The sequence below is a fragment of the Achromobacter sp. 413638 genome (assembly GCF_043119405.1).
Classification (GTDB): domain Bacteria; phylum Pseudomonadota; class Gammaproteobacteria; order Burkholderiales; family Burkholderiaceae_B; genus Achromobacter.
In genome coordinates this window covers 1-23615 of the sequence record NZ_JBICCO010000086.1, presented here as the reverse complement: position 1 = coordinate 23615, position 23615 = coordinate 1, and the positions used below count along the sequence as shown (strand labels likewise).

Below are 23615 nucleotides of genomic sequence, written 5' to 3'. Positions count from 1 at the left end.
CGCGGGGTGTGGTTTTAAGGGTCGGGAACCGGGTAGGTTCTTGAGGGTGAATGATGGTACGCATTTGCGTACTTGTCAAGTCGTTTTGAGGATACCCAATTGAGTAATTTGGGAGAGCGATTGCGCGAGGAGCGGCAACGACTGGGTATGAACCAAGCTGAGCTTGGTTCGGCTGGTGGCGTCCAGAAGCAGGCGCAGCTTAAGTACGAAAAGGGGGAACGCTCACCAGATGCGAGCTATTTGGAAGCTATCGCGCGCGCCGGCGTGGACGTCCTATATGTGCTGACAGGTTCCCGCTCGTTTGCTCCGCCAGCGCCAATCGCCCCAGAACACCGAGCGCTGGTTGCGGACTACGACGCTTGTTCAGTAGCTGATCAAGCTGTTATTCGACGCACCGCTGCTGCGATGGCGCATCGAGGCGGTGACGTGGCGCAGAGCACCCGCAGCGTCAATCAGCATGTCAGCGGCGGAAAGGTGATAAACAAGAAATTCAAGCTGAGCATGGGAGATAAGAAGTGAGCCAACGCAGTATCACCATCAATCAGACGGCCACGGATACTGGATCTATCACGAATCACAAACCACGCATTAGCATTGAGTCTCCAATGCTGGTGATATTCGTTTTAAAAAACGACACAACCAACAATGTCAGGGTCACCTTGCTCGAATAGGGAGGAATCTGGTGGTGGCATACATCTTCAAGAAACGATATCGAATCAATGTAGCGGCCGCATTGGCCGCGGCACTGATGCAGCCCTTCACTCCTGCTCACGCTGCTGATAACTTGGTGGCTCTCAAACAGAAGGCTCTCGCTGGCGACTACCAAGCGCAGCGGAATCTCGCCTTCGGATACTCGGATCAGTTCTCCAATCAAAAGAAAAATCCGGTATTGGCATGCGCATGGAGGATGGTCATCTTGACCACGGAACAGGCCGACGACACTGACATGAGCAACTACAACACCTATTGCGGGAAGCTGCCTCCGGGATTGCTTTCCATCGCACAGATAAAGGCTGAGCTCCTGCTGAAGCGCATCGACACGCCGCAGCAGTAGCGCGTCGCAGTAAATCCATTTAATAGCGCTTCAGGCAAGAGGGCGGCACGATGCAGGTTCATTCTGCTCGCCGCCCTTTTTCTTGCTCTGGAGTGCTGCCTTGGTCCGTACCGTATACCCCACTGTTCCCCTGCGTCGCCGCCTGCCGCGCCTGACCACTTGGCTCATCGTCGCCGCGTTGCTGATCGTCGTAATCGGCATCGTGTCCCCCCAGCAAGTCCCCGTCGCCATCTATAAGCTGAGCTTGATTAGCCTGGCGGCCGTCGGCTCCTATTGGATCGACCGCGCACTGTTCCCCTATGCACGGCCTGACGGCTATCTGGTGCGTGATTGGCGCTGCGGCGCATGCATCGGCTCGCACCGCGTTGACCACCCGATCGCCGACGGCTACGAGATCCCCTTCATGGTGGCCACGATCCGCCGTACGGCGATCGCCGCCGCGGTCATTCTGGCTGTCGCGCTGGGGCTGTGATGGGCCTGCAGCTCCTCCGCTTCGGCCGACACCTGGTCGTCCTGCTCGTGGCCAGTTGCACGGCGCTGCCGGCGCCGGCGGCCGATGTACCACGTGCAGCCCAGCAGTACCGTTCGGAGCTCGTGCGCAACGCCCGTGTCGTGTGGGGCATGGGCGCACCGATCGCGACCTTCGCCGCGCAGGTCCATCAGGAAAGCGCCTGGCGCCCAGGCGCTGTCTCCGCCGTAGGAGCGCAAGGCATGGCCCAGTTCATGCCGGCCACTTCCAGCTGGATCGCGGGGCTATATCCCGCGCTGGCTCCGCATGCCCCTTTCAATCCGTCCTGGGCCCTGCGCGCCCTGGTGACCTACGACCGCTACCTCTACGACCGCATCCTCGCCCGTGACGACTGCGAGCGCATGGCGATGACATTGTCGGCCTACAACGGCGGGCTGGGCTGGATCTCGCGTGACCAGAAAAGAGCATCGGGTTCGGGGCTCGATCCGCTCACCTGGTGGGGATCGGTCGAGACGGTCAATGCTGGCCGATCGGCGGCCAACTGGCGCGAGAACCGGGCCTATCCCGACCGCATCATCCACCACCACCAACCGACCTATGTCGCCGCATCCTGGGGGCCAGGCGTATGCCCGTGAATCTGAACATCGTGGGCTGGGCGATCGCGCTAGGCGCGCTCGCCGCCGGTCTGGGCTACTGGCGCGGCGAGGCCAACGGCCACGAGCGTGGCGCTCTCGAAACACAAGCTGCGCACGACGCCCGCCAGGTCGAATCGCTTGCCGAGGGGCTGGACGCGTTGCGCGCCGACGTCGTGGGCAGCACGGCGATGAACAAGGAACTGCGCACAGCAATGACCGGCCTGGAGCAGCAGAACAAGACCTCGAATACGGAGCTCAAAAATGCGATTGCGAAATCTCGGCCGGCTGGCGCTGTGCAGTGCCGTTTCGATGCTGACAGCATGCGGATCCTCGGCGCCGCGGCAGACCGAGCCGATGCCCTGGCGGCCGGCGGTCTTGCTGCCAGCGGAACTGGCCGCGCGGTGCCCGCCGGTCGTGCGCCCGATCGATGATTCGGACGCCGCGGCCGCCGTCGCTTTGGAGGCGATGTACGGCCTGTACGGCACCTGCGCAGGCAAGCACGTGGACACCGTGGACTACATCAACAAGCCGGGGAAGGATCGGTGAAGATCGAATTGGAAGTTTGGCAACTCATCACGCTGCTGCTGGGATTTTTTGGGGCCTGCGCAGGCGCTGGAAGGCTGTTGCTCACGCAGATGCTGCGCCACATCGATCTGCGCTTCCGTGCGCAGGAAGATGCGCGTTCGGCCAACCACGAGCAGGTCCAGCATCGCCTGGACAAACTCGAGGAGTCGGCCAAGCTGGAAGCCGGCGAGTGGCAGCGTGTCGAACGCGAGTTCCTGCAGATGCAGCGTGACATGGCCTTGCAGTATGTGCGCCGCGAGGACTACATCCGCGGCCAGAGCGTTGTTGAGGCCAAGCTGGATGGGTTGGCCGTAAAGATCGAAAACCTGCAGCTGCGGGGAGTACTGGATGGAAAACAAAATGCAAATTGACCTGGCCCGCTCGCGCCGCGAATCGCTGCGCTGGCTGATCCTGTTGACTCTGAACAACGCACGTCCGATCGGCGCCTTCGAAGGCCCGATTCTGTCGGTGGCGCAATCCGAGTATCCGGATGCCACGCCCTTGGAACTGCGCCGCGAGCTCGACTACCTGTCGGACCGCGACCTGGTCAGGCTGGAGAAGCGCCCCGACGGCAAGTGGTTCGCCGATCTCACGCGGTACGGCACGGACGTCGCCGAATACACGATCGACTGTGAGCCTGGCATTGCTCGGCCCGTGAAGTACTGGTGAATCATGGCTGGCAAAAGCAGCATTCACCGCCTGCCGGCAGAGATCAAGACCTATATCGAGGCGCAGCTGGCCACCGGTTGCCATACGCTCGATAGTCTGATCGAGGATCTGCGCGAGCGCTTTCCGGCCGAGGCCAATGCCGGGTCGCTCCCCAGCCGCAGTGCCATCGGGCGCTACGGCCAGAAGCTGGAGCGTCGCCTTGCGGCTATCAGGGCCAGCACCGAAGCGGCCAAGCTGATTCGCGCACATGCGGGTGACGAGATCGACGCCCGCAGCGAAGCGTTGACTGCCCTCGTGCAAACCGAGCTCTTCGAAGCCATCATCGAACTGCAGGAAGCCGACGAAGAGACCGACTCCGGCAAGCGGGTGGAGCTGCTGAGCAAGGCCGCCAAGAACATCGCCACGCTGGCGCGAAGCTCGGTCAACCTGAAGAAGTTCCAGGCCGAGGCAGAAGAGCGGGCACGGCGTGCGCTGCTCGCGCAGCAAGACGCAAAGCTGCAGGAAGTCGCCAAGGCCCAGGGTATGAGCGCCGACCAGGTCGACTTCTGGCGTCGCGACTTCTTGGGAATCAACGCACCATGAGCATCCTTTCCCGCATCCCGAGCACCGAGCTCGGCACGCGCTTCACGCACTACGGTTGGTTCTGCGGCGTCGTGCCCGTGTACCTCGGCGACCTCGAAGGCGAGGCACCGCTGGTAGCCGAGCGCAACGGCATCCCCGAGTGGGTGCTGAGCCTGGCCAGCGCTCTGTTCGGCGCGCTCGTCCAGGTCGCAGCAATAGTCGCGCCCGGCCGGGACATCCAGGTTCCGCTGATGGTGACGGGCCCGATCATGCCTCCGCCTGGTGGTGATCGCTGATGGCCGCCGTCATCAAAGCCCTGGCCTCTACCCTGCGTGTCCTGGAATGGGACGACTTGCCGGCCAGCGTGCGCGCGATTTCCGACAACTTCAACCCGCTGGCCGATGGCATCTTGATGCTGCACCAGCGCCAGGTCGCTGCGCTCAAGGCGTCGATCATCGCCATTCCGAAGGGCCGGCGCACGGGCATCACCTTCGGCACGATGCTGAACAAGACGCTGGTGGCCGCGGCGCGCAAGTCCGCCGGCGGCGACAACGTCTACTACATCGGCGACACCAAAGAGAAGGGCCTGGAGGCGATCGGCTATTGCGCCAAGTTCGCACGAGTGATCGCGCGTGCCCAGGGCGAGGGCGTCACCGGTGTCGAAGAGTTCCTCTTCGAAGACCAGGACGAAGGTGGCAAGACCAAGCACATCACCGCGTATCGCATTCGGTTCGCCAGCGGCTTTCAGGTGTGCGCCCTGTCCAGCCGACCGGCGAACATCCGCGGCCTGCAGGGCCATGTCGTTATCGACGAGGCAGCCTTCCACCCGGATGTGCAGGGCGTGCTGGAGGCGGCCACCGCGCTCCTGATCTGGGGTGGCCAGATCACGATCATCAGTTCCCACAACGGCAAGAACAACCCGTTCGCTCAGCTGTGCCGCGACATCGAGGCCGGGCGCTATGGTGAAGATGCGGCCGTTGTGACGGTCACGTTCGACGATGCGGTCACCAACGGCTTGTACGAACGCGTGTGCTTCATGAAGGGAACACCGCCCACGGCCGAGGGCAAGAGGGAGTGGTACAGCAAGATCCGCAACGCCTATGGTGTGCGCAAGGCCGCCATGCGCGAGGAGCTTGATGCCATCCCACGCGACGGCAGCGGCGTCAGCCTGCCTGGCGTCTGGATTGAAAACGCCATGAGCGAAGAGCGGCCGGTGGTGCGCCTGGCGCTCGACGATGACTTCGTGCGCAAGAGCGAAGCCGAGCGCCGGTCTTTTGTGGAGGACTGGATCCGGCGCGAGGTCGAGCCAGCCCTGACTCTGGTCGACCCGAAACTGCAAAGCCTTTTCGCCCAGGACTTCGCACGCCACCGCGACTTCTCGGTCTTCGGCGTTGGTCAGATCGAGCCGAACCTGCGCCGGCGTGTGGTGTTCGTCGTCGAAATGCACAAGGTTCCGACCCGTCAGCAAGAGCAGGTCATCTGGCACATCATCGAGAAGCTGCCGCGTCGCTGCGGCGGCGCCATGGACGCGACTGGCTCGGGCGAAACCTTGGCCGAGTACACGGCCGACAAGTTTGGACACGACCACGTCCACCAGATCAAGCTGAACCGGGCCTGGTACGGGACCTGGATGCCCAAGCTGATCCAGGGGTTCGAAGACGGGATGATCGACTTGCCGCGCGATGCGAACGTGGCGGCCGACCTTCGTGCGATCGAGGACGTCGAGGGAATACCGATGGTTGTGAAGCTGCGGCGCAAGGATCTGAAGGATCCCGAGCTGACCCGGCACGGCGACTCGGCGGTGATGCTCGCGCTGCTGTGGTTCGCCTCGATGAATCTTTCCGCGCCCATCGACTACACGGCGGTGCCACGGCAAACGAGCCGCTGGGATGCGCTGCCTGGCGAGATCGATGACGACACCCCGCGGGCAGGCGACGGTGCATGGCGCGAGGCACTTCAAATTTCCGGCGTTTTGGGGCGTTTTTTGGGGTGGGTGGCTACGCTGACCCCGGCTGCGCGTCTGAGTGCCTTTATAAACGCCTGCAAACGGCTCTTTGGGGCTTCGGCTGACCAGGGAACCGTCGCAAGTCTGGGCTGAGACCCGAAAGAGAGAGATTCATGGCTCAAATCGTTGATCAATTCGGCCGCCCGATCACCAACACGCACCTGGAGGAGCCGCAGACGGCTCGGCTGGGGCATCTGCAATCCGAATGGGAGAATCACCCCACGCGCGGGCTCACGCCGCCCAAGTTGGCGCAGATCCTGCAGCAGGCCGAGACGGGCGATATCACGGCGCAGCACGAGATGTTTGCGGACATGGAGGAAAAGGACGCGCACCTCTTCAGCGTCGTGCAGACGCGCCGCCTGACGGTCAGCCAGCTCGACTGGTCGATCGAGCCGCCTGCGAATGCCACCAATGCGGAGCAGGACGAAGCGGCTTTCGTGACCGAGGTGCTGCAGGGCCTGGAGATGGAGGACATCCTTTTTGACATGACCGATGCGGTCGGCCATGGCTTTTCACCGATTGAACTCGGATGGGACACGATCGAGAAGACGCGCATGCCGGTCACGGCAACGTTTCGCCCTCAAGGGTGGTTTCGCACTCCGATCTCCCCAGGACTGGATCGCAACGAACTGCGCCTGCGCGACAACAGCGCTGATGGGGAATCGCTCTGGCCGTTTGGCTGGATCATGCACACGCACCGCTCGCGCAGCGGCTACATCGCCCGCACCGGCCTTTTCCGCGTGCTCGCCTGGCCGTGGCTGTTCAAGAACTTTGCCGTGCGCGACCTGGCCGAATTCCTGGAGATCTACGGACTGCCGCTGCGCCTGGGCACGTACAACCCCAACACCTCGGACGACAAGGCGCGCGCGACGCTCTTGCGCGCGGTGATCGGCATCGGGCACGATGCCGCGGCCATCGTGCCCGAGGGCATGAAGATCGAGTTCAAAGAGGCCGCCAAGGGCGAGTCCACGCCGTTTGACAGCATGATCGGCCTGATGGAGCGCAGCACCAGCAAGGCGGTGCTGGGGGGCACGCTCACCAGCGGCGAGGGCGAGCACGGCACGCAGGCCCTGGGAAAGGTGCACAACGAACTGCGCCACGACCTGAAGAAATCCGACGCTCGCCAGCTCGCTACCACCCTGACTCGCCAGCTGGTGTACCCGATCCTTGCGGTCAACCGGGGCCGCACATCGCTGCACCGGTGCCCGCGCCTGGTGCTCGACACGCAGCAGCCCGAGGACATCAAGCTGCTCTCCGATTCGCTTCCCAAGCTGGTGAACATGGGCATGCGGATCAAAACGGACTGGGCGCACAGCAAGCTCAAGATCCCGATGGCCGAGGAGAAGGATCCGATCCTGCAGCCGATTGCGCCGTCGTTTGGAAATGGCGACGAAGCCGGCGGGCTAGCGGGGTTGGCTGCGATGGGCCGGCGCCAATTCGCTCCTGCGCAGTTGGCGCGGTTGAAGGCAACTCCGGGCGATCCGACCAACACGGCGGCCGACACGATCGACAGCCTGGTCGAAGCCATGCTCGATGAGTGGCAGGGAAAGCCTGACCCGGTCCAGAAAGCGATCCAGGAAGCCCTGGACAGCAGCACGTCATTCGAGGACTTCCAGGTGGCCGTCGAGCAGCGCCTGGCCGCAATGGACGCCACGGCGCTGGCGGACCTGCTCAGCCGCGGCACGCTGGCAGCCCGCCTCTGGGGCAACCTGACCAACGGCGGACGCACCTGACATGGCCGCCATCGAGCTGGAACCGCTGCCACCGCGAGAGGCTGTCGAGTTCTTTCGTCAGAAGGGCTACCGGATGGCGTTCTCCTGGCAGGACATGCCTGCGCAGGAACACGCCGCCGCCTTCACGGTGGCCAAGGCGATGCGCCTGGATGTGCTGAAGGACATCCGCGGCGCCACCGACCGCGCGATCGCCGAGGGCACGACGTTTCAGGACTTCCGGCGCACGCTCGGCCCGCAGCTGCAGGACAAGGGCTGGTGGGGCAAGCGCGAGATGGTCGATCCGGTCACCGGCGAGACGGTCAATGCGCAGCTTGGCAGCGACGCCAGACTGCGCAAGATCTTTGACACCAACGTGGCCACCGCGTATTCCGAGGGGCAGTCCGAGCGGATCGAGCGCAATATCGAGCTGTTTCCTTACCTGCAGTACTTGCGCAGCTCGAGCGAGCATCCTCGCTTGTCGCACGCTGCCTTTGCAGGCCGGATTATGCGTGCAGACGATCCCTGGTGGCGGTCGCACATGCCGGTCAAGGAATGGGGCTGCAAATGCGGGGTGCTGCAGCTGACCGCGCGCCAGGTGAGCCAGATGGGGCTGCAGGTCAGCGAAGCGCCGCCTGAGCGGTATGTCGAATACACGAACACCCGCACCGGCGAAACCCTGGATGTGCCGGTGGGCGTGCATCCGGCCTTCAACTATCCGCCAGGCCTGCGGCGCGAAAGCCTTGCCCGGGCGCTGATGGACAAGGCCGATGCGGCCGAGCCACGCACTGCGGCGCGCATGTTGGCCGACGGCGCCGACCTATGGGCGCCGTTGGTGCAGGCCGAGTTCGATGACTTCGTTGGACGCTACACCCGCGGCGAACGCCGTGCGGTCGGTCAGCGGCGCGTGGTCGGCGCATTCTCCAGTGACCAGGTCGACGCATTGCGGGAGGCTGGCCAGTTGCGCGGCGCGGACGCCCGCGGCACGATTCATGTCGACATGACCAGGCTGCGCAACGTGCTGGGTCAGGGTCAACGCGCGCCCGCCCAGGCCGCCGACGCTGGCGCCGCGCTCGTCACGCAGCTGCCAACGCTATTGCGCCAGGTCGGTGAGGCGTGGCTGGACGGCGACCACGCGGTGCTGCTGTGCACTTCCCCCTCCGATTCGCAGCGCGTGGTGAAGGTCGTCGTGGACCTCACCGGCAAAGCGCGCGGCACTGCCGGGGGCAATGGCGTGGTCTCCATGGAAGTGATCGACCCCGCATCGTTTGACCGCACCGGTCTCTCCAAGTTGCAATAGGTGGCGGCGGCGTGCGCGCAGCAGCAGCTGCGTCGGCCGCACCAGGTGCATACCTGAAAACGCGGTAAACCCGTTTAATAGAGCGTTCCAAGGCATGGCGTCAGACTGGCGCCCATGCCTAAATCCACCACTCCACTCCTTGCCGCGTTCGCCGTGCAGATCAAGCGCACGGGCGACGATGGCGCCGTCCCAGAGCTGCATCTGCTGCCTGATGGCGAATTCAAGCCGCAGGCGGCCGAGGATGCGCGCGAGATGCCCAAGTCTGGCACCTACCGCATGAACGCGCAGATCGCGGAGAAGGTCATCGCCCTGGCGCGTGCGAGCGTCAACGATCTGCCGATCGACTACGAACACCAGACGCAACAGGCCGCCAAGAACGGCCAACCCGCACCGGCGGCTGGCTGGATGGCCGGCGCCAAGTTCGTTTTCCGTCCTGGCGAGGGGCTCTTCGCTCAGGACGTGCGGTGGACGGCGCGCGCCAAGCAAATGCTGGATGACGACGAGTACCGCTACCAGAGCGCCACTTTCCTCTATCACCCCGAAACCGGTGATGTGCTGGCCATTGTTGGCGCTGCGCTCACCAACCGTCCGGCCCTGGACGGATTGACCAGCGCTCAGCTGGCCGCACTCAGCGCGCAGCTTGCGCGCCAATTCCTTCCCCCCACCTCCGAGGACGACATGAACCCTCTGCTCAAAGCCCTGCTCGAAGGCCTCGGCCTGCCCGAGACCGCCACCACCGAACAGGGCGTGTCCGCCCTGGCCGCCCTGAAGTCCCAGGCCGCGCAAGCCGGCCAGATCGCTGGCCTGAACGCCCAGATCGCGACGCTCAAGTCGACGCCGCCCGACCCGACCAAGTTCGTGTCGGTGGAGGCCGTTGCATCCCTGAACACCGAGCTGGCGACCCTGCGTGCGCAGAATGCCCAGGTCGAGATCGACCAGGTCATCAATCAGGCCAAGGCCGAGGGCAAGGTGGCCAGCGACGTCGTCGAGAAGACCTGGCGCGACATCGGCAAGGCCGACCTGGCGCAGCTCAAGGCACTGGTTGCCGCCACGCCCGCCAACCCGGTCCTGGCCGGCAAACGCCAGACCGATGGCAAGCAGCCGGGTCAGGATGCGGGCGAGCTGAGCCAGGCCGAGATCGCCGTCTGCGCTGCCATGGGGCTGACCCCCGAGCAGTTCAAGGCAGGCAAGCAAGCCCAAGGCCTGGCCAACGGCTGATCGCCGCTTTTCCCCGCTTCTCACCTTCAGGACACTTCCATGACCGCGCTGACCCAGGATCGCAACACACTGCGCCGTGACGGCCACCAGATCGAACCGCCCGTGGCGGCTGCCACCAAGATCTTTGGTGGCTCGATCGTGTGCATCAACACCGCCACGGGCTACGCCGTGCCGGGATCGACTTCGACCACCCTCAAGGCCGCTGGCGTTGCCGAAGATCGCGCCGACAACAGCGCGGGCGCCGCGGGCGAGATCCGCGTGCGGCTGCGCAAAGGCCCGCACCGCTTCGCCAACAGCGCCTCGGCCGACCTCATCACCCTGGCCGATATCGGTGCCGACTGCTACATCGTCGACGACCAGACGGTGGCCAAGACCTCGGGCACCAACACCCGCAGCGTGGCCGGCAAGGTGTTCGACGTGGACGCCGACGGCGTCTGGGTCGACTTCGCCTGATCGGCCGCCAGCCCTTCGAATTCGGAGATATCGAACATGATCATCAATCACGCCAACCTGGCGATCCTCAACACGGCCTACAACGCGGCCTTCCAGTCGGGCCTGACCATCGCGGCTCCCATGTGGAACCAGCTGGCCATGATGGTGCCCAGCACCACCAGCGCGGAGAAGTACGCTTGGCTGGGCTCCATCACGAAGTTCCGCGAGTGGCTGGGTGAACGGGTCTATCAGAACCTGAAGCAATCGGACTACTCGATCAAGAACAAGACCTGGGAAAACACCGTGTCGGTCGGCCGCGACGAGATCGAGGACGACCAATACGGCGTGTACAAGCCCGTCATCCAGCAGCTGGGCCAAGACGCCGCAACGCACCCCGACGAGCTCGTCTTCGAACTCCTGCAGGCGGGCTTCTCCACGCGCTGCTTCGACGGCCAGTACTTCTTCGACACGGATCACCCTGTCGGGATGCCCGGAAAGGAAGTGAGCGTGAGCAACTTCCAAGGCGGCTCGGGCGCAGCCTGGTTCCTGGTGGATACGACCAAGGTGATCAAGCCGATCATCTACCAGCGTCGGCGGCCCTACGCCTTCCAGGCCAAGACGAGCCTGACCGACGACAACGTCTTCAACCGCAACGAGTTCGTCTGGGGCGCCGATGGCCGCAGCAACGTCGGCTATGGCCTGTGGCAACTGGCCTATGCGTCCAAGGAAGGCCTGGACCTGCAGGCGTACTCCGATGCTCGCGCCGCGATGCAGAGCCAGAAGGCCGACAACGGCAAGCCGCTGGTGATCCGCGCCGCCGAACTCTGGGTGCCGCCGTCGCTGGAGCAAGCCGCGCTGGAAGTCATCCAGGCTGACCGCCTGGCCAACGGCGCAAGCAACGTGATGCGCGGCACCGCCAAGGTCGTGGTCTGCCCGTACCTGGGCTGACCACCAAACCCTGCCCGCACCACCTGACCCAACCCGCTTCACCGGAGATTGCCCACATGGCTACCGCCAAACCCCGAGGCCGCCAGGCCACCGCAAAACCTGCCGTCGTCAAGCCCGACGGCGCCAAGGCCCTGAAGGTCGTTCCCAAGACCGACGGCTTTCGTCGCGCCGGCCGCGCCTTCGCCGGCGAGACGGTGATTCCGCTGTCCGAGCTGACCGATGAGCAGTTCGAGCAGCTCACCACCGAGCCGCAACTGGTGACGATGCTGATCGACCTGCCCGGCGCGCCGGACGAAGCCAGCCAGGCCGGCGCCACCTGACACCTCGTGCGACGGGCGCTGAACCCCATCTGTTGCGTCTGACGGATGGGGGGAGCCTTGCAGACGCTACCGCCCAACCTCTGCCGGGGCTGGATAGTACGGGAACCGGTTTTGGTCTAGCCCCGGCATTTCTACGGTCTTTCCCATGTCCTACGCCACTGCCACCGAACTGCTGATCCGCTTTGACTCCGACGAGATCTCCCAGCGTGCCGATCGCATGGTGCCGCGCCTGGTCACCGATGAGATGCTTCGGATTGCGGCCGCCGGCGGCGATCTGAGCGGCTTCACGCCCGAGGAGCGCGCCGCGATCGCGCGGGCCATGGAAAAGGTCGACCGTGCGTTGGCCGATGCGCGCAACACGATCGATAGCTACATCGCCGGGCGGTACACCCTGCCGCTGTCGTCTGTGCCGCAGGTCCTGATCCGGATCGCCTGCGAGTTGGCCCGCTACTACCTCTACGACGATCAGTTCACCGAGACCGTCAAGCAGCGCTATGACGCCAATATCAAATTCCTGATCGGCGTGGCCTCCGGTGACGTGAAGCTGGGCGTGGACGCAGAATCGGGCGTTGAACCTGCCGGCGGCGCTGGCGCCGAGCTGTACACCGCCGGTCGCATCTGGGATCGCCGCTCCTCGGGAGGGTTTCTCTGATGGTGCAGGCCACGATCCGCTACGAGGGGCAGCGCGGGCTGGATGCCGCCTTGTCTCGCCTGGCCGCCCTCGGCCGGTCGCCCCGGCCGATCTTCAAGGCGATCGCCAACTACGGCGAATCCTCAACCCGTCTGCGCTTTGAGCGCCAGCGTGGTCCTGATGGCTCGGCCTGGGCACCCAGTCGCCGAGTGCAGAAGTCGGGCGGACAGACGCTCGTCAAGAGCCGGCGCCTGCTACGCAGCATCACCAACGTCTATGGCGATACCTACGCTGCCTGGGGCAGCAACGTCGCCTATGCCCGCATTCATCAGCTGGGCGGCGACATCAATCGCGCCCCGTATTCCACCCGCATCCGCCTGCGCACCGATGCCCGCGGCAACCTAGCGCGCCAGCCTGGCAATCGCAATCTGGCGGTGTTCGCCCGCGATAGCCACAAGCGGGCCCGCACGAGCTGGCACGAGGTTCGTGCCTACAAGATCCGCATGCCCGCCCGGCCGTTCCTGGGCGTGAACCGTGAGGATCTGTGGGCCATGGGCCGCCTGACGGTGCAGACCATCCAAGCGGCCGAAGGAGGTGGTGGTGCTCGGTAAACATGAACTCGCCCTGATCGCGGCCCTGAAGGCGCGCCCGGGCATCCAGAAGACCACGCGCACGGTGGGCAGCCTGCCCACCGTTCCCGATGACGCCAAGCTGCTGCAGCGCTACCTGGTGGACGCTCCCGCCCTGTACGTCACCGAGGGGGTGTACCGAATCGTGGATGACATGGGCGTACTGGCATTCACCGTCGGCATCGTCGTGCGCAACGTGGGTGGCAACACGCAAGCGCGCCTTGGCGATGGCCAGTCCATCAGCGCGGATCAACTTCTGACGCTGGTGATCCGGGCGTTGCATGGCCGGCGCATCGGCGATGCGAGCTGGAACATCCGCCGTGCCGAGTACCTGGAGCCCGTCGACGTGTTCGAGGCTGCCGGGCTGACCGTGGTTGGCGTGTCCGTTGAAAGCACGCCGATGGCGCTGCCGGACGATCCCGAGGAGCTCGACGGTCTGGGCGATTTGCGCCACGTCCACCTGGACATGGACATCGCCCCGCACGCAAGCCGCGAAGAGCACGAGAAATGGCTCGCCGAGCCCCCCGATTACTCCACCGACCGGCCTGACCTGCAGGCAGACATTCCGCTGGCTGGCGCCGGCACCGAAAACTGACATCAAGGATCCCGAATGCAGACCGTCACCCTCAAACCCGCCATCGTTGATGGCGAGCCGCTCAAGGTCCGCAAGCCCCAGGGCGGCTATTTGGCCGCGCAGGGCGAGCCCATCGTGCTGACCACCTACTGGCGCCGACGCCGCGATGACGGCGACGTGACCGAAGTCAGCGCCGCGTCGCAAGCCACCGATCCGGCGGATACCCCGCCGGCGCCCGCCAAGTCCGCCTCGGCCAAGGGCACCAAGCCCGCTGCCGAGTAACGCTCCAAGGAACCGCCATGCCGGACAACATCATCTTCAACACCATCCCGACCGACATCCGTACGCCGGGGCAGTATGTCGAAATCGACAACGCCAAGGCGCTGCGCGGGCTGCCGTCGCTGAACCGCCGCATCCTGGTGGTGGGCAACAAGCTGCCCGCCGGCACCGCGGCCCCGCTGACCCTCTGCCGTGTGAACAGCGGTGACGAGGGCGCCACGCTCTTTGGCCGCGGCAGCGTCCTTCACGAAATGCTGCGCCTGGCGCGTGCTGCCAACAAAACGAGCGACATCTGGGCGCTGGGCGTCGAGGACCTCGCGGCCGGCGTCGCCGCCACCAAGACCATTACCGTCACCGGGCCCGCGGCCGCCGCCGGCACGATCGCCCTCTACATCAACGGTCAGAAGCTGTCGATCGGTGTGGCTGCTGGCGACGCCGCCTCGGCCGTCGCCACGGCGATCGCTGCGGTCGTCAATGGCTACCAGAACGGTCCGGTCACGGCAGCGGCCGCGGCCGGCGTGGTGACGCTGACCGCGCGCCACAAGGGCGCCTTCACCCAGGGCATCGGTGTGCTGGTCAACTTCTACGACGACGAGTCCCTGCCGGCAGGGCTGACCCTGGAGATCGCCAACGGCGTGACCGGCACCGGCAATCCGGATGCCGCGGACGTGGTGGCGGCAATCTCCGACGAATGGTTCTACACCATCATTTCGCCCTGGAGCGATTCGGCGAACATGGCGATCATCGAGGCCGAACTCGACAGCCGGTTCGGCGGGATGGACATGCGCACGGGTCACGTCTTTACAGGCATGGCCGGCACGCACGCCCAGCTGACAACCTATGGCTCTGGCCGCAACAACGAGCACAGCTCGTTCATCGGTGTGAAGAACCCGCCCCAGGCGCCGTACCTGTGGGCGGCCGTACACGGTGCGGTGGTCGAGTTCAACGGCGCCATCGACCCGGCGCGTCCCTTCCAGACGCTCGATCTGCCGGGCCTCTTGCCGCCCAGTCCGAAGGATCGCTTCCGTCGTGAAGAGCGCAACCTGCTGCTGCACGATGGTTGCAGCACGTTCACCGTGTCTCAGGACGGCATCGTGCAAATTGAGCGCGTCGTGACCACGTACCAGACGAACGCCTGGGGGATCGAGGACGTCTCCTACCTGGACGTGGAGACGGTGTGGACGGCGGATTACATGCGCTATGCCTTCCGCACGGCCGTGGCCACGAATTTCCCGCGACACAAGCTCGCCGACGACGGTACCGACTTCGATCCGGCCCAGCCGATCGCAACGCCCTCGATGATCGCGGGCGTCCTGATCGCCACGGCCAAGTCCCTGGAGAAGGCGGGCCTTCTGGAGAACTTCGAGGACTTCAAGAAGAACCTCATCGTCCAGCGCAGCATGGTCGACCGCAACCGTGTCAACGCCATCATCCCGCCTGACCTGGTGAACCAGTTCCGGGTGTTCGCGGGCAGCATCCAGTTCATCCTGTAAGGAACCGAGAACATGCCTCAAGTTACTGGCCGAGTATTCATCAGCGTGGGCGGTCGCCGCCTGCGCAGCAAACCCGGCGCCACGCTCGATATCGGTGGCGTGCGGCGAGATCCCGTCACCAGCGACAGCGGCGTCGATGGCTACACGGAATCGACCACCGCGCCGGCGGTCAACTGCACCATCAGCCACATGTCCGGCGTGAGCCTGGCCGACCTGGCCTCGATCCGCGATGAAACCATGCGGTTCCAAACCGACACCGGCATCGGCTACACGATCCGCGGCGCCTGGTTGGCCGCACCGCCCACGCTGGGAGGCGGTGGCGAGGTCACGCTCGCCTTCAACGGCGTCGAGTGCATCGAGGGCTAGACCCCCTGTAAAACCGTTTCAAGGAACAGCATGAAAAACTCCCTGACCGTTATCAAGACGCTGCCTTCGCCCTGGGTGGTCGGTGGCAAGCCCGTCACAGAGATCGAAGTTCGCGAGGCGTCCCTGGGCGACTCGCTCGAGGCCGAGAAGGAAGCCAACCCTGCCCTGCAGCCGACCGCCTTCCAGGTCGCGCTGGCCTGCCAGGTGTTGGTTCGCGCGGGCGATGACACCGGCCCCTTTGTGCCTGCGCAGTTCAAGACCCTCAAGGGCAAGCAGTGGGCCGTCTTCCGTGAGGCCATGCAGGAGGCTGAAAAGCTGGGGGAAGACTGACGCGCGGCCGCGAGGGCGCGCTGCTGCAGATCATGCTCTTGGCATCCCGGCTGGGTTGGAGCCGGGCCGAGATCCTGGCGCTTCCCTTGGCGGAAGCGCAGTTTTATGTAGATCAGCTCACTAAGAAGAGGTCTGGGGAATGAGCGAATTCGTCGTTGGGGTTCGTGTCGATGGCACCGCGGCCGGCCTGACCAAGGCCGCGCTGGAAGCCAAGAAGGCCCTGGACAACATGGCCGTCGCGGGGGCCAAAGACCTTACCGCCATCGGTCGTGCTACCAAGCAGACCGAAACCTCGCTAGTAAACATGGCGACGCGCACGCAGCGCGAGTTCGCCCGCATGGCCCAGGCGCGGGAGACCCTGGGGATTCGTTCTGAACACCGCATCCAGCAGGAGATCCTGCGCACGCAGGCCGCCTACCAGCGCCTGGCCAGCAGCGGCACGATGACCTGGCGCGAGCAGCAGCGCGCCGCCGAGCAGATGCGCCAAACGGTCGGACGGTTGAATGCCGAGATGGGCGTCTACAGCGGAAAGCAGCGCCTGGTCGCCGGCGCCCAGAAGGCTGGCCTGATGGCGGCCGGCGTCATGGCGGGAGCGGCAGTTATTGCGCCCAAGGTGAACAGAGCCTTCGCATACGACGAACAGCTCGCTCATATGGCGAACACTGCGTACGGCGATCCGTCGCTAAGCGCTGCTGAGGATCGAGCTCGGCGCTTCGCAGGGCGGACCGAAATGGACCTGGCCATCCGGGAGGCGATCCGGTATGGAGGTAGCACCCGAGAAGACGCAGCCTCCACGCTGAATTCGCTCCTATCCTCCGGGAAGTTCGGCGCTAAAGACTCTCTGACCATTTTTCGCGAAGCTGTGCGCGCGGCCTCGGCAAACCAGGCCTCTGGCGATGACTTCGCTCAGATTGCGTTCGCTGCGAAGGGCAACATGGGAGTTAAGCCTGAAGACATGGCGCGTGTCTTCGGGGCCGCCACCTACGCGGGCCAAAGCGGTGCCTTTGAGATTCGAGACATGGCGAAGGCTCTCCCGGCTCAGTTCGCTGCAGCTTCACAGGCTGGTCTCTCCGGACTTCCTGGTATTGCAAAGCTCGCTGCGTTGAATCAGGCGACTCGGCTTACCGCAGGCACCTCCGATCAAGCTGCAACGAACACCCAGAATCTTCTGGCCAAGCTGGTGGCCCGGGACACAGTGGAGAACTTCGGCAAGCTCGGGATCAACTTCGATCAGCGAAAGGCCGAGGGCCGCATGAAAGGTTTGGATGCTCTCGATGTGACCGCGAACATCATTGAAGAGCAGTTAGCCAAGAACAAGAACTATCAGAACGCCATCAAGCAATATCGAGCTGCAGCAGAGGGAAGTGAACGGCAAGAGGCATTGGGCGGAGTGATGAAGATCGCCCAAGGCAGTGTCATATCGAAGCTCTTCCCAGATCAACAGGCGATGATGGCTCTGGTCGGGTACCTGGCCGACCGTGACAACGTCAACAAGATCACCAAGGATTCATTGTTGTACGGTACAGACGCGGTCAACCGCAACATGTGGACCGTCGAAGACTCGCCCAGCTACAAGATGAATCAGGCAAAGCAAGCAGAAGAGTTCGCAAGCTACGATGCAATGATCAAGCTTGCGCCGGTTACCAAGGCAGTTGCAGACAGTTTTGCTGACTTGGCCAAGAGCTCGCCGCAATTGGCTGCCGCGATCAGCGGCTCGATTACGATTCTTCAGGGCTTGGCGGTTGGTGCTGGGGTTGTCGGGTTAGGCGGCGCTGCGTTAGGCGTTGGCAAGGTCGCAAGCTCCGTCGGGGCCGCACGGGCCGCCAGGGCCGCGGCAACGGCCGCTGCGGCCGCAGCAGCCCCATCTGGTGCCTCGAGCGCACTGGGTGGCGCCGGAGCAGGCGCCGCTGGAGGCATCAGCGCCGCCGGCGCACTGTCAGCTGGCTTCCTTGTCGCGGCCCCCATCGCTGGCGCTTTGGTGCAAGACAACATGTTCCGCACCGAGGAAGGACTGCGCAATCGCATCGCTCAGCGGGAAGAGAGGATCAAGATGTTCGATGAGATGATTGCGCTGAAGCAGGAGGTTGGGGACACGCCGCTGTCGATCAGCAAGATGCAGGCCGAGCGTGACGATGTGGTCGCTTCGCGGGATGAGATGATCCGCCGGCTGGATGAGCTGCTGACCACCACCAAGATCGGCGGCGAGGTCAACGTCAACATCACCGCCGCTCCTGGCATCCAAGCCAATGCTGACCTGCAGCCCAATGACGGAACCCGCATGACGGGCAATGTCGGGCGCACAAACGTGAACACGGATTGATATGGGCTGGCGTGAAGAACAGCGCAGGGTGGCGCATCCCAATGGGATGGCCGTGGGCGCAAGCTTTCGGGGCGTGCCGTTTCGCACGACCGACTCGGATACCGGTGTCGGCCGGCGCAACGAAGTGCACGAATACCCCATGCGGGATCTGCCTTATGCCGATGACCTGGGACGCCGCGCGCGCGAGTTCCAGGTCAATGGCTACGTGGTGGGCGAGAACTACCTGCAGGAGCGAGACGCGCTCATCGAGGCGCTGGAGGCGTATGGGCCTGGCGAGCTGATTCACCCCAAGTACGGCATGCTCAACGTCGTCGTACTGGGCCGGGTCAGCATCCGGGAGTCTCACACCGAGGGCGGCATCGCCCGGTTTGCGATCACGTTCGCCGAGGCCGGTGAGAACACCTTTCCGCAGGCGGCCACCAGCACTCAGGATGGGGTGTTTGATGCGGCCGACGTCCTGGGATCGGTCTCGGTGGATCGCTTTGCCTCGCTGGTTGACGTCGCTGGCGCCGCGGCCTTGGCCGCCGACCTGGTCGGCCGCGTCAACTCCAGCTTGGATGCCCTGCAGCGGATGGTGGGCCTGAACGGCCTGATCGATATCGCCGGCGACATCGTGCGCGGCGCCTCGTCGATCTCGGGCCGTCTATCCACCCTCATCCGCACGCCCGAGACGCTGGCCCTGCAGTTGCAGGGGCTGTACCAGCAGCTGACCCAGGCCATCAAGCGCCCGAAATCGGCGATCGCAGACCTACGCGCGGAATACGGCTCCAATGACCCAACGCCTTGGACGGCTCCCGTCGGCTCGGCGTCCCCGCCCCAAGGCGCCACCTCGGCCCGCCGGGAGGTGAACGCGGCCGCGATGCAGGAGTTCACCCGCACCCAGGTGATTGCGACCCAGGCGCGCATCCTGACCGACGCCATTGAAGCCAAGGAAGTGACGACGGCCCAGGACGCACGCGACCAGGCAGACGTGGTGCTGGAGGAGATCGATCACGAGCTCGAGGCCTACGACCCACCGGCGCAGATGGCGGCAGCGCTCATTGCGCTTCGCGTCGCTATCGTTCGGGACGTGGCCCAACAAGCCGACCGCCTGCAGCAGCGGGCAACCTATACCACCCAGGCCATGTTGCCGGCGCTGCTGATCGCCCAGCGGGTGTACCAAGACGGCTCGCGGGCCGACGAACTCGTCACGCGCAACCGGGTACGCAACCCGCTCTTCGTGCCGGCGGGCGACCTGGAGGTGCTGCGCTGATGGCTACGGTCAACGAAAACCTGATCACGCTGGTGGTGGGCGGCCAGGCCTATGGGGGCTGGAAAAGCCTGGAGGTCGAGCGCGGCATCGAGCAGCTTGCCGGCGAGTTCCAGCTCACGCTGACTCACCGGTGGCCTGGCGAAGATGCCCCGATCGGTCTGCGCGAGGGCCTGCCGTGCGAGGTGAAGTTCGGCCAGGACCTGTTGATCACGGGCTACATCGACACGATCGATATCGACCTGGCCGATACTTCCTGCAGGCTCAACGTCAGCGGACGGGACAAGACAGGCGACCTGGTGGACAGTTCGGCCATCCACGGCAGCGGCCAGTGGAAAAACGTGCGCCTGGAACAGATCGTGCGTGACATCTGCAAGCCGTTTGGCATCGAAGTGCTGGTGCAAACGGACACGGGTGAGGCGATCAGCAGCTTCTCGCTGGACGACGGTGAGAAGGCGTTCGATGCGATCGACCGCGCTGCGCGGTCCAAGGCGATCCTGGTGAGCAGCTCGCCGGCCGGCCAATTGGTGCTGACCCGTGCCAGCGAGACGCTGATCGAGACCAAGCTGGTTGAGGGCCTGAACATCCGGCGAATCAGCGCGCGGCACACCTGGGCGCGACGCCATTCCGAGATCCGCATGAAGGCGCAGGTCGCGGGCAACGACAACCAGTTCGGCGCCACGGCAGCCCATATCCAGGCCAAGGCAACGGATCCGGAGATTGACCGGTACCGGCCGCTCATCATCCATTCCGAGCAGGGCCTGAGCAATGCTGAAGCCAAGGAGCGCGCTCAGTGGGAAGTCTCAACCCGGATGGGGCGTGGCAAGCGCGCTCTGATCGTGGTGGTGGGCTGGCGTACCGGCCAGGATGGCCAGGTTGGCGACCTGTGGCTACCCAATACCCTGGTGAGGGTCACCAGCCCGCGCATGTTCCTGGATCTGGACCTGCTGATCACCTCCTGCCGGTACACGCTGGACGAGACCAATGCCCGGCGCACGGCGCTCACCGTTTGCCGGCCGGAGGCGTTCGATCTGGAGGGCGCGTCGCCGCGCCGCCGGCGCAAGCGTCGCAAACAACACCCTGACGATTCCCCCTGGGATCTGTCCGGAACGGGACGGCGCGAAGAATGAGCATTTCATCGGCCCTGAATCGAATCCGGCTAGCCATCGCCCGTGCCCTGGTAGGCCAGGTCAGCGACGGTGGTGGCCTGCAGACCGTCCAGATCGGCATCCAGGCCGACGTCGGTCGCGACCAGGTCGAGCGGTTTCAGCAGTACGGCATGACCTCGGTGCCGCACGCTGGTGCCGAATGCGTGACCCTGTCCGTGGGCGGGAACACCGACCACCAGGTGGTGATCAATGTCGATGATCGCCGCTACCGGATGCGCGGCCTGAAAACGGGTGAAATGGCCATATACGACGACCAGGAGCAGTCGGTTCACCTGACCCGCGATGGCATCGTGATACGGGGCGCCGGCAAGCCCATGCGCTTGACAGATACCAGCGAGATCGAGCTGGATTCGTTCGTGCGCGTGACGCGGGGCCTACGCGTTGACGGTGATGTGGACCTGCGAGGCGGGAAGGCAACTCACAACGGCACAGACATCGGCCATCAGCACAAGCACGGCGGTGTGCAAGAAGGCGACGACATCTCAGGCACACCCGTCGCGTAGCCGGTAAACCTGTTTAATGGCACTGCCCGCCATGTTCCGCGAGACTGCGGAGCATGGACTTCTCCCTTTCCCTTGATCCCGAGTCCGGCCTACTCGACATGAGCCTGGCCGGCGCGGATTTCGCCGGCGACGACACGCTGGTGACGGCAGTCATTCTCAGCTTGTGCACCGACCGCCTGGCGCAACCGCATGAGGTGGCGGCCGGTGAAGACCGTCGCGGCTGGTGGGCCGACGCCTACGCCTCGTCCCCCCAGGACAAATTCGGCTGCCGCTGGTGGTTGCTCGCCCGACAAAAGCAGTTGCAGTCCACGGTCCAGCGGGCGCGTGACTATGCGCTCGAGGCGCTCAAATGGATGCAGGAAGACGGCCTGGTCACGTCGGTTGGGGTGAGCGCCTTCGTTCCCCGGATGGGCTGGCTCGTCCTGCTTATCACGCTCGCCCTGAACGGGGTAGACCGCCGCTATCGATTTGAATGGAACGCCGCGACCCAGGCCTGGCGCCTGGCTGGCGAATCGTTCGCGCCCGCCGAGGTTTGACATGCCGGTTCCCCGTCCAACCCTTCCCAAGCTGATCGAGCAGCTGTCCTCGGAGATGGAGAGCCGCCTGCCAGGCATTCTTCCTCGGGCTCGCCGAAGCCTGGCTGGCGTGCTGGTACGCGTGTTTTCTGGCGGTCTGGATGCCCTTTACAAGTTCCTCGAGCGGGTGTTTAAGCAGGCCTGGCCCGACCAGTGTGACGAGGACGAGTTGCCTGGTCACGGGGCGCGGTGGGGCGTCCTGCAGAAGACGGCGGCGCCGGCGACCGGGTCGCTGCTGATTGGCGGAGAGAACGGGGCATCGCTGATGGCCGGATCTGTGTTTCAGCGTGCCGACGGCGTGCAGTTCACGGTCGACGTCGGCGTGACCATTGTGGGCAGCAGCGCCACGGTCGCCATTACCGCAGACGAACTCGGCCAAGCTGGCAACACCGCTGCCGGCGTTCAGTTCACCTTGGCCAGCCCAGTGGTCGGCATCAACAGTACGGCCGTCGCGTCGACCGAGATCTCCGGTGGCGCGGATGTCGAGCGGCCGGAACTGTTCCGGGCCCGGATCCTGGAGCGGATTCGCCGCCCGCCTCATGGCGGGGACAGCGATGACTATGTGGCCTGGGCCAAGGAAGTCCCTGGCGTGACGCGTGCCTGGTGCACGCCCAACGGCATGGGTGCCGGCACGGTTGTCGTGCGTTTTGTACGGGATGACGATGATGATCCGATCCCAGACGCTGGGGAGATCGAAGCCGTTCGGGCACATATCGAGGCGCAGCGGCCGGTCACCGCTGAGCTATTCGTGCTGCCGGTGGTGGCCAAACCTGTCGCATACGTGATCTCAGACCTGCAGCCAGACTCGGCCGAGATCCGCGCCGCGATCATCGCTGAGCTCAAGGACATGCACGTGCGTGACGCGATCCCCGGCGGCACGCTGCTGGTCAGCCACATGAGGGAGGCAATCTCGATCGCCGCCGGCGAGAACGACCATGTTCTGGTGTCTCCGGCCGGCAATGTGACGTGCCTGCCCGGCGAGCTGGCCACGTTCGGGGGAGTCACGTGGGCGTGAGAAGCGTAGAGGCCTGGCGCGAAGCGCTTCTGGCGCTGCTGCCGCCTAGCGCCATGCTCAACCGCCAGCCTGGCGGCGTGCTGGTTCGTGTGCTGGAAGCGTGCGGCGCCTCGATGCGCGCGATCGAGCGGTTGGCGGTGTCGCTGGTGGCCCAATTCGATCCCTTGCTGGCCGACGAGCTGCTGGAGGACTGGGAGCGGCTCTATGACCTGCCCGATGAGTGCCTGGATGCTCCCGTAGGCAAGGAGCAGCGGCGCCAACGCGTCAACATGCGCCGGCTCATGCTCGGCGGTGCCAGGCCCGAGTATTTCCGGCAGATGGTCATCGGCCTAGACTACCCGGACGCGCGAATCGATGAGTTCCGCCCCTTCCGGGCCACGAGCAAGTGCACTGCGGCGATCAACCAGGGCGGCTGGCGTTTTGCCTTCCGAGTGAATGTCGTCGCCTCGGCAAACATTGTCCAGGCCACCGCCACCAGCAAATGTACGGCGCCGCTGCGTGCCTGGGGCGATCCGGGGCTGCTGTGCCTCCTATCCCGCTACAAGCCCGCCCACACTGTCGTGCTGGTCGGATATGTCGATTCCCTTTGATTTTCACT

At 64.7% G+C, this 23615-nt stretch carries 31 protein-coding genes; all 31 read left to right on the top strand.

The genetic code is table 11. The annotated features are described in order from the left end of the window. The first annotated feature begins 147 nt into the window (after window positions 1–147). The 31 genes from ACEU5R_RS26230 to ACEU5R_RS26080 all read left to right on the top strand — a co-directional run bounded on the left by ACEU5R_RS26230 (window position 148) and on the right by ACEU5R_RS26080 (window position 23607). Entirely contained in the window at window positions 148–519 is a 372-nt protein-coding gene (locus ACEU5R_RS26230) for a helix-turn-helix transcriptional regulator (protein ID WP_240294238.1), read from the top strand. Between the two features lie 166 nt (window positions 520–685). Beyond that, a complete protein-coding gene (locus tag ACEU5R_RS26225; RefSeq protein ID WP_392412659.1) occupies window positions 686–1054 on the top strand; it encodes a hypothetical protein in 369 nt (122 codons plus the stop codon). A gap of 100 nt (window positions 1055–1154) precedes the next feature. Continuing rightward, window positions 1155–1526 (top strand): putative holin, encoded by a 372-nt coding sequence (locus ACEU5R_RS26220; protein ID WP_053497729.1) that lies wholly within the window; start codon window positions 1155–1157, stop codon window positions 1524–1526. Beyond that, window positions 1526–2158 carry a transglycosylase SLT domain-containing protein gene (locus tag ACEU5R_RS26215; protein ID WP_392412657.1) on the top strand — a complete coding sequence of 211 codons (633 nt, stop codon included), beginning with the start codon at window positions 1526–1528 and terminating at the stop codon, window positions 2156–2158. The genes ACEU5R_RS26220 and ACEU5R_RS26215 overlap by 1 nt, the downstream gene beginning before the upstream one ends. Then, entirely contained in the window at window positions 2155–2589 is a 435-nt protein-coding gene (locus ACEU5R_RS26210; RefSeq protein WP_392412655.1) for a hypothetical protein, read from the top strand. The genes ACEU5R_RS26215 and ACEU5R_RS26210 overlap by 4 nt, the downstream gene beginning before the upstream one ends. Next, on the top strand, window positions 2573–2704 hold the full coding sequence (locus ACEU5R_RS26205) for a hypothetical protein (RefSeq protein WP_272909338.1): 132 nt from the start codon (window positions 2573–2575) through the stop codon (window positions 2702–2704). The genes ACEU5R_RS26210 and ACEU5R_RS26205 overlap by 17 nt, the downstream gene beginning before the upstream one ends. Then, window positions 2701–3093, top strand: coding sequence for a hypothetical protein (locus tag ACEU5R_RS26200; RefSeq protein ID WP_175143030.1), 393 nt, complete (start codon window positions 2701–2703; stop codon window positions 3091–3093). The genes ACEU5R_RS26205 and ACEU5R_RS26200 overlap by 4 nt, the downstream gene beginning before the upstream one ends. Then, window positions 3083–3391: a hypothetical protein gene (locus ACEU5R_RS26195; RefSeq protein ID WP_054485814.1), complete on the top strand. Its 309-nt coding sequence runs from the start codon at window positions 3083–3085 to the stop codon at window positions 3389–3391. The genes ACEU5R_RS26200 and ACEU5R_RS26195 overlap by 11 nt, the downstream gene beginning before the upstream one ends. A 3-nt stretch (window positions 3392–3394) precedes the next feature. Beyond that, window positions 3395–3973 carry a DUF3486 family protein gene (locus tag ACEU5R_RS26190; RefSeq protein ID WP_033454020.1) on the top strand — a complete coding sequence of 193 codons (579 nt, stop codon included), beginning with the start codon at window positions 3395–3397 and terminating at the stop codon, window positions 3971–3973. Further along, window positions 3970–4248: a hypothetical protein gene (locus tag ACEU5R_RS26185; protein WP_392412652.1), complete on the top strand. Its 279-nt coding sequence runs from the start codon at window positions 3970–3972 to the stop codon at window positions 4246–4248. Before ACEU5R_RS26190 ends, ACEU5R_RS26185 begins: the two co-directional genes overlap by 4 nt. Beyond that, window positions 4248–6050: a hypothetical protein gene (locus ACEU5R_RS26180; RefSeq protein ID WP_392412651.1), complete on the top strand. Its 1803-nt coding sequence runs from the start codon at window positions 4248–4250 to the stop codon at window positions 6048–6050. Before ACEU5R_RS26185 ends, ACEU5R_RS26180 begins: the two co-directional genes overlap by 1 nt. Before the next feature lie 20 nt (window positions 6051–6070). After that, window positions 6071–7690, top strand: coding sequence for a DUF935 domain-containing protein (locus ACEU5R_RS26175; RefSeq protein ID WP_392412649.1), 1620 nt, complete (start codon window positions 6071–6073; stop codon window positions 7688–7690). A 1-nt stretch (window position 7691) separates the two neighbouring features. Further along, complete coding sequence (locus ACEU5R_RS26170; RefSeq protein WP_392412647.1) at window positions 7692–8966, top strand: phage minor head protein; 1275 nt, start codon at window positions 7692–7694, stop codon at window positions 8964–8966. 114 nt (window positions 8967–9080) lie between these two features. Continuing rightward, complete coding sequence (locus ACEU5R_RS26165; protein WP_082405995.1) at window positions 9081–10184, top strand: phage protease; 1104 nt, start codon at window positions 9081–9083, stop codon at window positions 10182–10184. Window positions 10185–10223: 39 nt separating this feature from the next. Continuing rightward, entirely contained in the window at window positions 10224–10637 is a 414-nt protein-coding gene (locus ACEU5R_RS26160) for a hypothetical protein (protein WP_054498994.1), read from the top strand. Window positions 10638–10673: 36 nt separating this feature from the next. After that, the gene (locus tag ACEU5R_RS26155; protein ID WP_054498995.1) at window positions 10674–11564 is read left to right on the top strand and encodes a Mu-like prophage major head subunit gpT family protein; all 891 of its coding nucleotides are present in this window, start codon (window positions 10674–10676) and stop codon (window positions 11562–11564) included. A 56-nt stretch (window positions 11565–11620) separates the two neighbouring features. Then, window positions 11621–11884: an HI1506-related protein gene (locus ACEU5R_RS26150; protein ID WP_054485808.1), complete on the top strand. Its 264-nt coding sequence runs from the start codon at window positions 11621–11623 to the stop codon at window positions 11882–11884. Window positions 11885–12029: 145 nt separating this feature from the next. Continuing rightward, window positions 12030–12536, top strand: coding sequence for a gp436 family protein (locus ACEU5R_RS26145; RefSeq protein WP_053497704.1), 507 nt, complete (start codon window positions 12030–12032; stop codon window positions 12534–12536). Next, window positions 12536–13126 carry a phage virion morphogenesis protein gene (locus tag ACEU5R_RS26140; protein ID WP_054505935.1) on the top strand — a complete coding sequence of 197 codons (591 nt, stop codon included), beginning with the start codon at window positions 12536–12538 and terminating at the stop codon, window positions 13124–13126. Before ACEU5R_RS26145 ends, ACEU5R_RS26140 begins: the two co-directional genes overlap by 1 nt. Beyond that, window positions 13116–13739, top strand: a complete 624-nt coding sequence (locus ACEU5R_RS26135; RefSeq protein ID WP_054437574.1) for a hypothetical protein — start codon at window positions 13116–13118, stop codon at window positions 13737–13739. The genes ACEU5R_RS26140 and ACEU5R_RS26135 overlap by 11 nt, the downstream gene beginning before the upstream one ends. Window positions 13740–13754: 15 nt before the next feature. Continuing rightward, complete coding sequence (locus ACEU5R_RS26130; RefSeq protein ID WP_054485805.1) at window positions 13755–14000, top strand: DUF2635 domain-containing protein; 246 nt, start codon at window positions 13755–13757, stop codon at window positions 13998–14000. A gap of 17 nt (window positions 14001–14017) precedes the next feature. Then, window positions 14018–15490, top strand: a complete 1473-nt coding sequence (locus ACEU5R_RS26125) for a phage tail sheath subtilisin-like domain-containing protein (RefSeq protein WP_392412645.1) — start codon at window positions 14018–14020, stop codon at window positions 15488–15490. Window positions 15491–15502: 12 nt separating this feature from the next. After that, on the top strand, window positions 15503–15856 hold the full coding sequence (locus ACEU5R_RS26120; RefSeq protein ID WP_392412643.1) for a phage tail tube protein: 354 nt from the start codon (window positions 15503–15505) through the stop codon (window positions 15854–15856). A gap of 30 nt (window positions 15857–15886) precedes the next feature. Beyond that, the gene (locus ACEU5R_RS26115) at window positions 15887–16186 is read left to right on the top strand and encodes a hypothetical protein (protein ID WP_240294250.1); all 300 of its coding nucleotides are present in this window, start codon (window positions 15887–15889) and stop codon (window positions 16184–16186) included. A 139-nt stretch (window positions 16187–16325) separates the two neighbouring features. Continuing rightward, window positions 16326–18506, top strand: coding sequence for a phage tail tape measure protein (locus ACEU5R_RS26110; protein WP_392412641.1), 2181 nt, complete (start codon window positions 16326–16328; stop codon window positions 18504–18506). A gap of 1 nt (window position 18507) precedes the next feature. Beyond that, window positions 18508–19758: a DNA circularization protein gene (locus ACEU5R_RS26105; protein ID WP_392412639.1), complete on the top strand. Its 1251-nt coding sequence runs from the start codon at window positions 18508–18510 to the stop codon at window positions 19756–19758. Beyond that, window positions 19758–20885 (top strand): phage baseplate assembly protein, encoded by a 1128-nt coding sequence (locus tag ACEU5R_RS26100; protein ID WP_392412637.1) that lies wholly within the window; start codon window positions 19758–19760, stop codon window positions 20883–20885. The genes ACEU5R_RS26105 and ACEU5R_RS26100 overlap by 1 nt, the downstream gene beginning before the upstream one ends. After that, entirely contained in the window at window positions 20882–21427 is a 546-nt protein-coding gene (locus ACEU5R_RS26095) for a phage baseplate assembly protein V (protein WP_054437594.1), read from the top strand. Before ACEU5R_RS26100 ends, ACEU5R_RS26095 begins: the two co-directional genes overlap by 4 nt. Window positions 21428–21480: 53 nt before the next feature. Continuing rightward, entirely contained in the window at window positions 21481–21963 is a 483-nt protein-coding gene (locus ACEU5R_RS26090) for a phage GP46 family protein (protein WP_241069566.1), read from the top strand. A 1-nt stretch (window position 21964) separates the two neighbouring features. Further along, window positions 21965–23017, top strand: a complete 1053-nt coding sequence (locus ACEU5R_RS26085) for a baseplate J/gp47 family protein (RefSeq protein ID WP_241069567.1) — start codon at window positions 21965–21967, stop codon at window positions 23015–23017. Continuing rightward, window positions 22969–23607: a YmfQ family protein gene (locus tag ACEU5R_RS26080; protein WP_392412635.1), complete on the top strand. Its 639-nt coding sequence runs from the start codon at window positions 22969–22971 to the stop codon at window positions 23605–23607. Before ACEU5R_RS26085 ends, ACEU5R_RS26080 begins: the two co-directional genes overlap by 49 nt. Window positions 23608–23615 lie beyond the last annotated feature (8 nt).

Bases quoted from the DNA above. Each gene is read 5' to 3' on its own strand.
- ACEU5R_RS26230 (WP_240294238.1), top strand. From the start codon at position 148: ATGAACCAAGCTGAGCTTGGTTCGGCTGGTGGCGTCCAGAAGCAGGCG.
- ACEU5R_RS26215 (WP_392412657.1), top strand. From the start codon at position 1,526: ATGGGCCTGCAGCTCCTCCGCTTCGGCCGACACCTGGTCGTCCTGCTC.
- ACEU5R_RS26195 (WP_054485814.1), top strand. From the start codon at position 3,083: ATGCAAATTGACCTGGCCCGCTCGCGCCGCGAATCGCTGCGCTGGCTG.
- ACEU5R_RS26190 (WP_033454020.1), top strand. From the start codon at position 3,395: ATGGCTGGCAAAAGCAGCATTCACCGCCTGCCGGCAGAGATCAAGACC.
- ACEU5R_RS26185 (WP_392412652.1), top strand. From the start codon at position 3,970: ATGAGCATCCTTTCCCGCATCCCGAGCACCGAGCTCGGCACGCGCTTC.
- ACEU5R_RS26180 (WP_392412651.1), top strand. From the start codon at position 4,248: ATGGCCGCCGTCATCAAAGCCCTGGCCTCTACCCTGCGTGTCCTGGAA.
- ACEU5R_RS26175 (WP_392412649.1), top strand. From the start codon at position 6,071: ATGGCTCAAATCGTTGATCAATTCGGCCGCCCGATCACCAACACGCAC.
- ACEU5R_RS26170 (WP_392412647.1), top strand. From the start codon at position 7,692: ATGGCCGCCATCGAGCTGGAACCGCTGCCACCGCGAGAGGCTGTCGAG.
- ACEU5R_RS26165 (WP_082405995.1), top strand. From the start codon at position 9,081: ATGCCTAAATCCACCACTCCACTCCTTGCCGCGTTCGCCGTGCAGATC.
- ACEU5R_RS26160 (WP_054498994.1), top strand. From the start codon at position 10,224: ATGACCGCGCTGACCCAGGATCGCAACACACTGCGCCGTGACGGCCAC.
- ACEU5R_RS26155 (WP_054498995.1), top strand. From the start codon at position 10,674: ATGATCATCAATCACGCCAACCTGGCGATCCTCAACACGGCCTACAAC.
- ACEU5R_RS26150 (WP_054485808.1), top strand. From the start codon at position 11,621: ATGGCTACCGCCAAACCCCGAGGCCGCCAGGCCACCGCAAAACCTGCC.
- ACEU5R_RS26145 (WP_053497704.1), top strand. From the start codon at position 12,030: ATGTCCTACGCCACTGCCACCGAACTGCTGATCCGCTTTGACTCCGAC.
- ACEU5R_RS26140 (WP_054505935.1), top strand. From the start codon at position 12,536: ATGGTGCAGGCCACGATCCGCTACGAGGGGCAGCGCGGGCTGGATGCC.
- ACEU5R_RS26130 (WP_054485805.1), top strand. From the start codon at position 13,755: ATGCAGACCGTCACCCTCAAACCCGCCATCGTTGATGGCGAGCCGCTC.
- ACEU5R_RS26125 (WP_392412645.1), top strand. From the start codon at position 14,018: ATGCCGGACAACATCATCTTCAACACCATCCCGACCGACATCCGTACG.
- ACEU5R_RS26120 (WP_392412643.1), top strand. From the start codon at position 15,503: ATGCCTCAAGTTACTGGCCGAGTATTCATCAGCGTGGGCGGTCGCCGC.
- ACEU5R_RS26115 (WP_240294250.1), top strand. From the start codon at position 15,887: ATGAAAAACTCCCTGACCGTTATCAAGACGCTGCCTTCGCCCTGGGTG.
- ACEU5R_RS26110 (WP_392412641.1), top strand. From the start codon at position 16,326: ATGAGCGAATTCGTCGTTGGGGTTCGTGTCGATGGCACCGCGGCCGGC.
- ACEU5R_RS26105 (WP_392412639.1), top strand. From the start codon at position 18,508: ATGGGCTGGCGTGAAGAACAGCGCAGGGTGGCGCATCCCAATGGGATG.
- ACEU5R_RS26100 (WP_392412637.1), top strand. From the start codon at position 19,758: ATGGCTACGGTCAACGAAAACCTGATCACGCTGGTGGTGGGCGGCCAG.
- ACEU5R_RS26095 (WP_054437594.1), top strand. From the start codon at position 20,882: ATGAGCATTTCATCGGCCCTGAATCGAATCCGGCTAGCCATCGCCCGT.
- ACEU5R_RS26090 (WP_241069566.1), top strand. From the start codon at position 21,481: ATGGACTTCTCCCTTTCCCTTGATCCCGAGTCCGGCCTACTCGACATG.
- ACEU5R_RS26085 (WP_241069567.1), top strand. From the start codon at position 21,965: ATGCCGGTTCCCCGTCCAACCCTTCCCAAGCTGATCGAGCAGCTGTCC.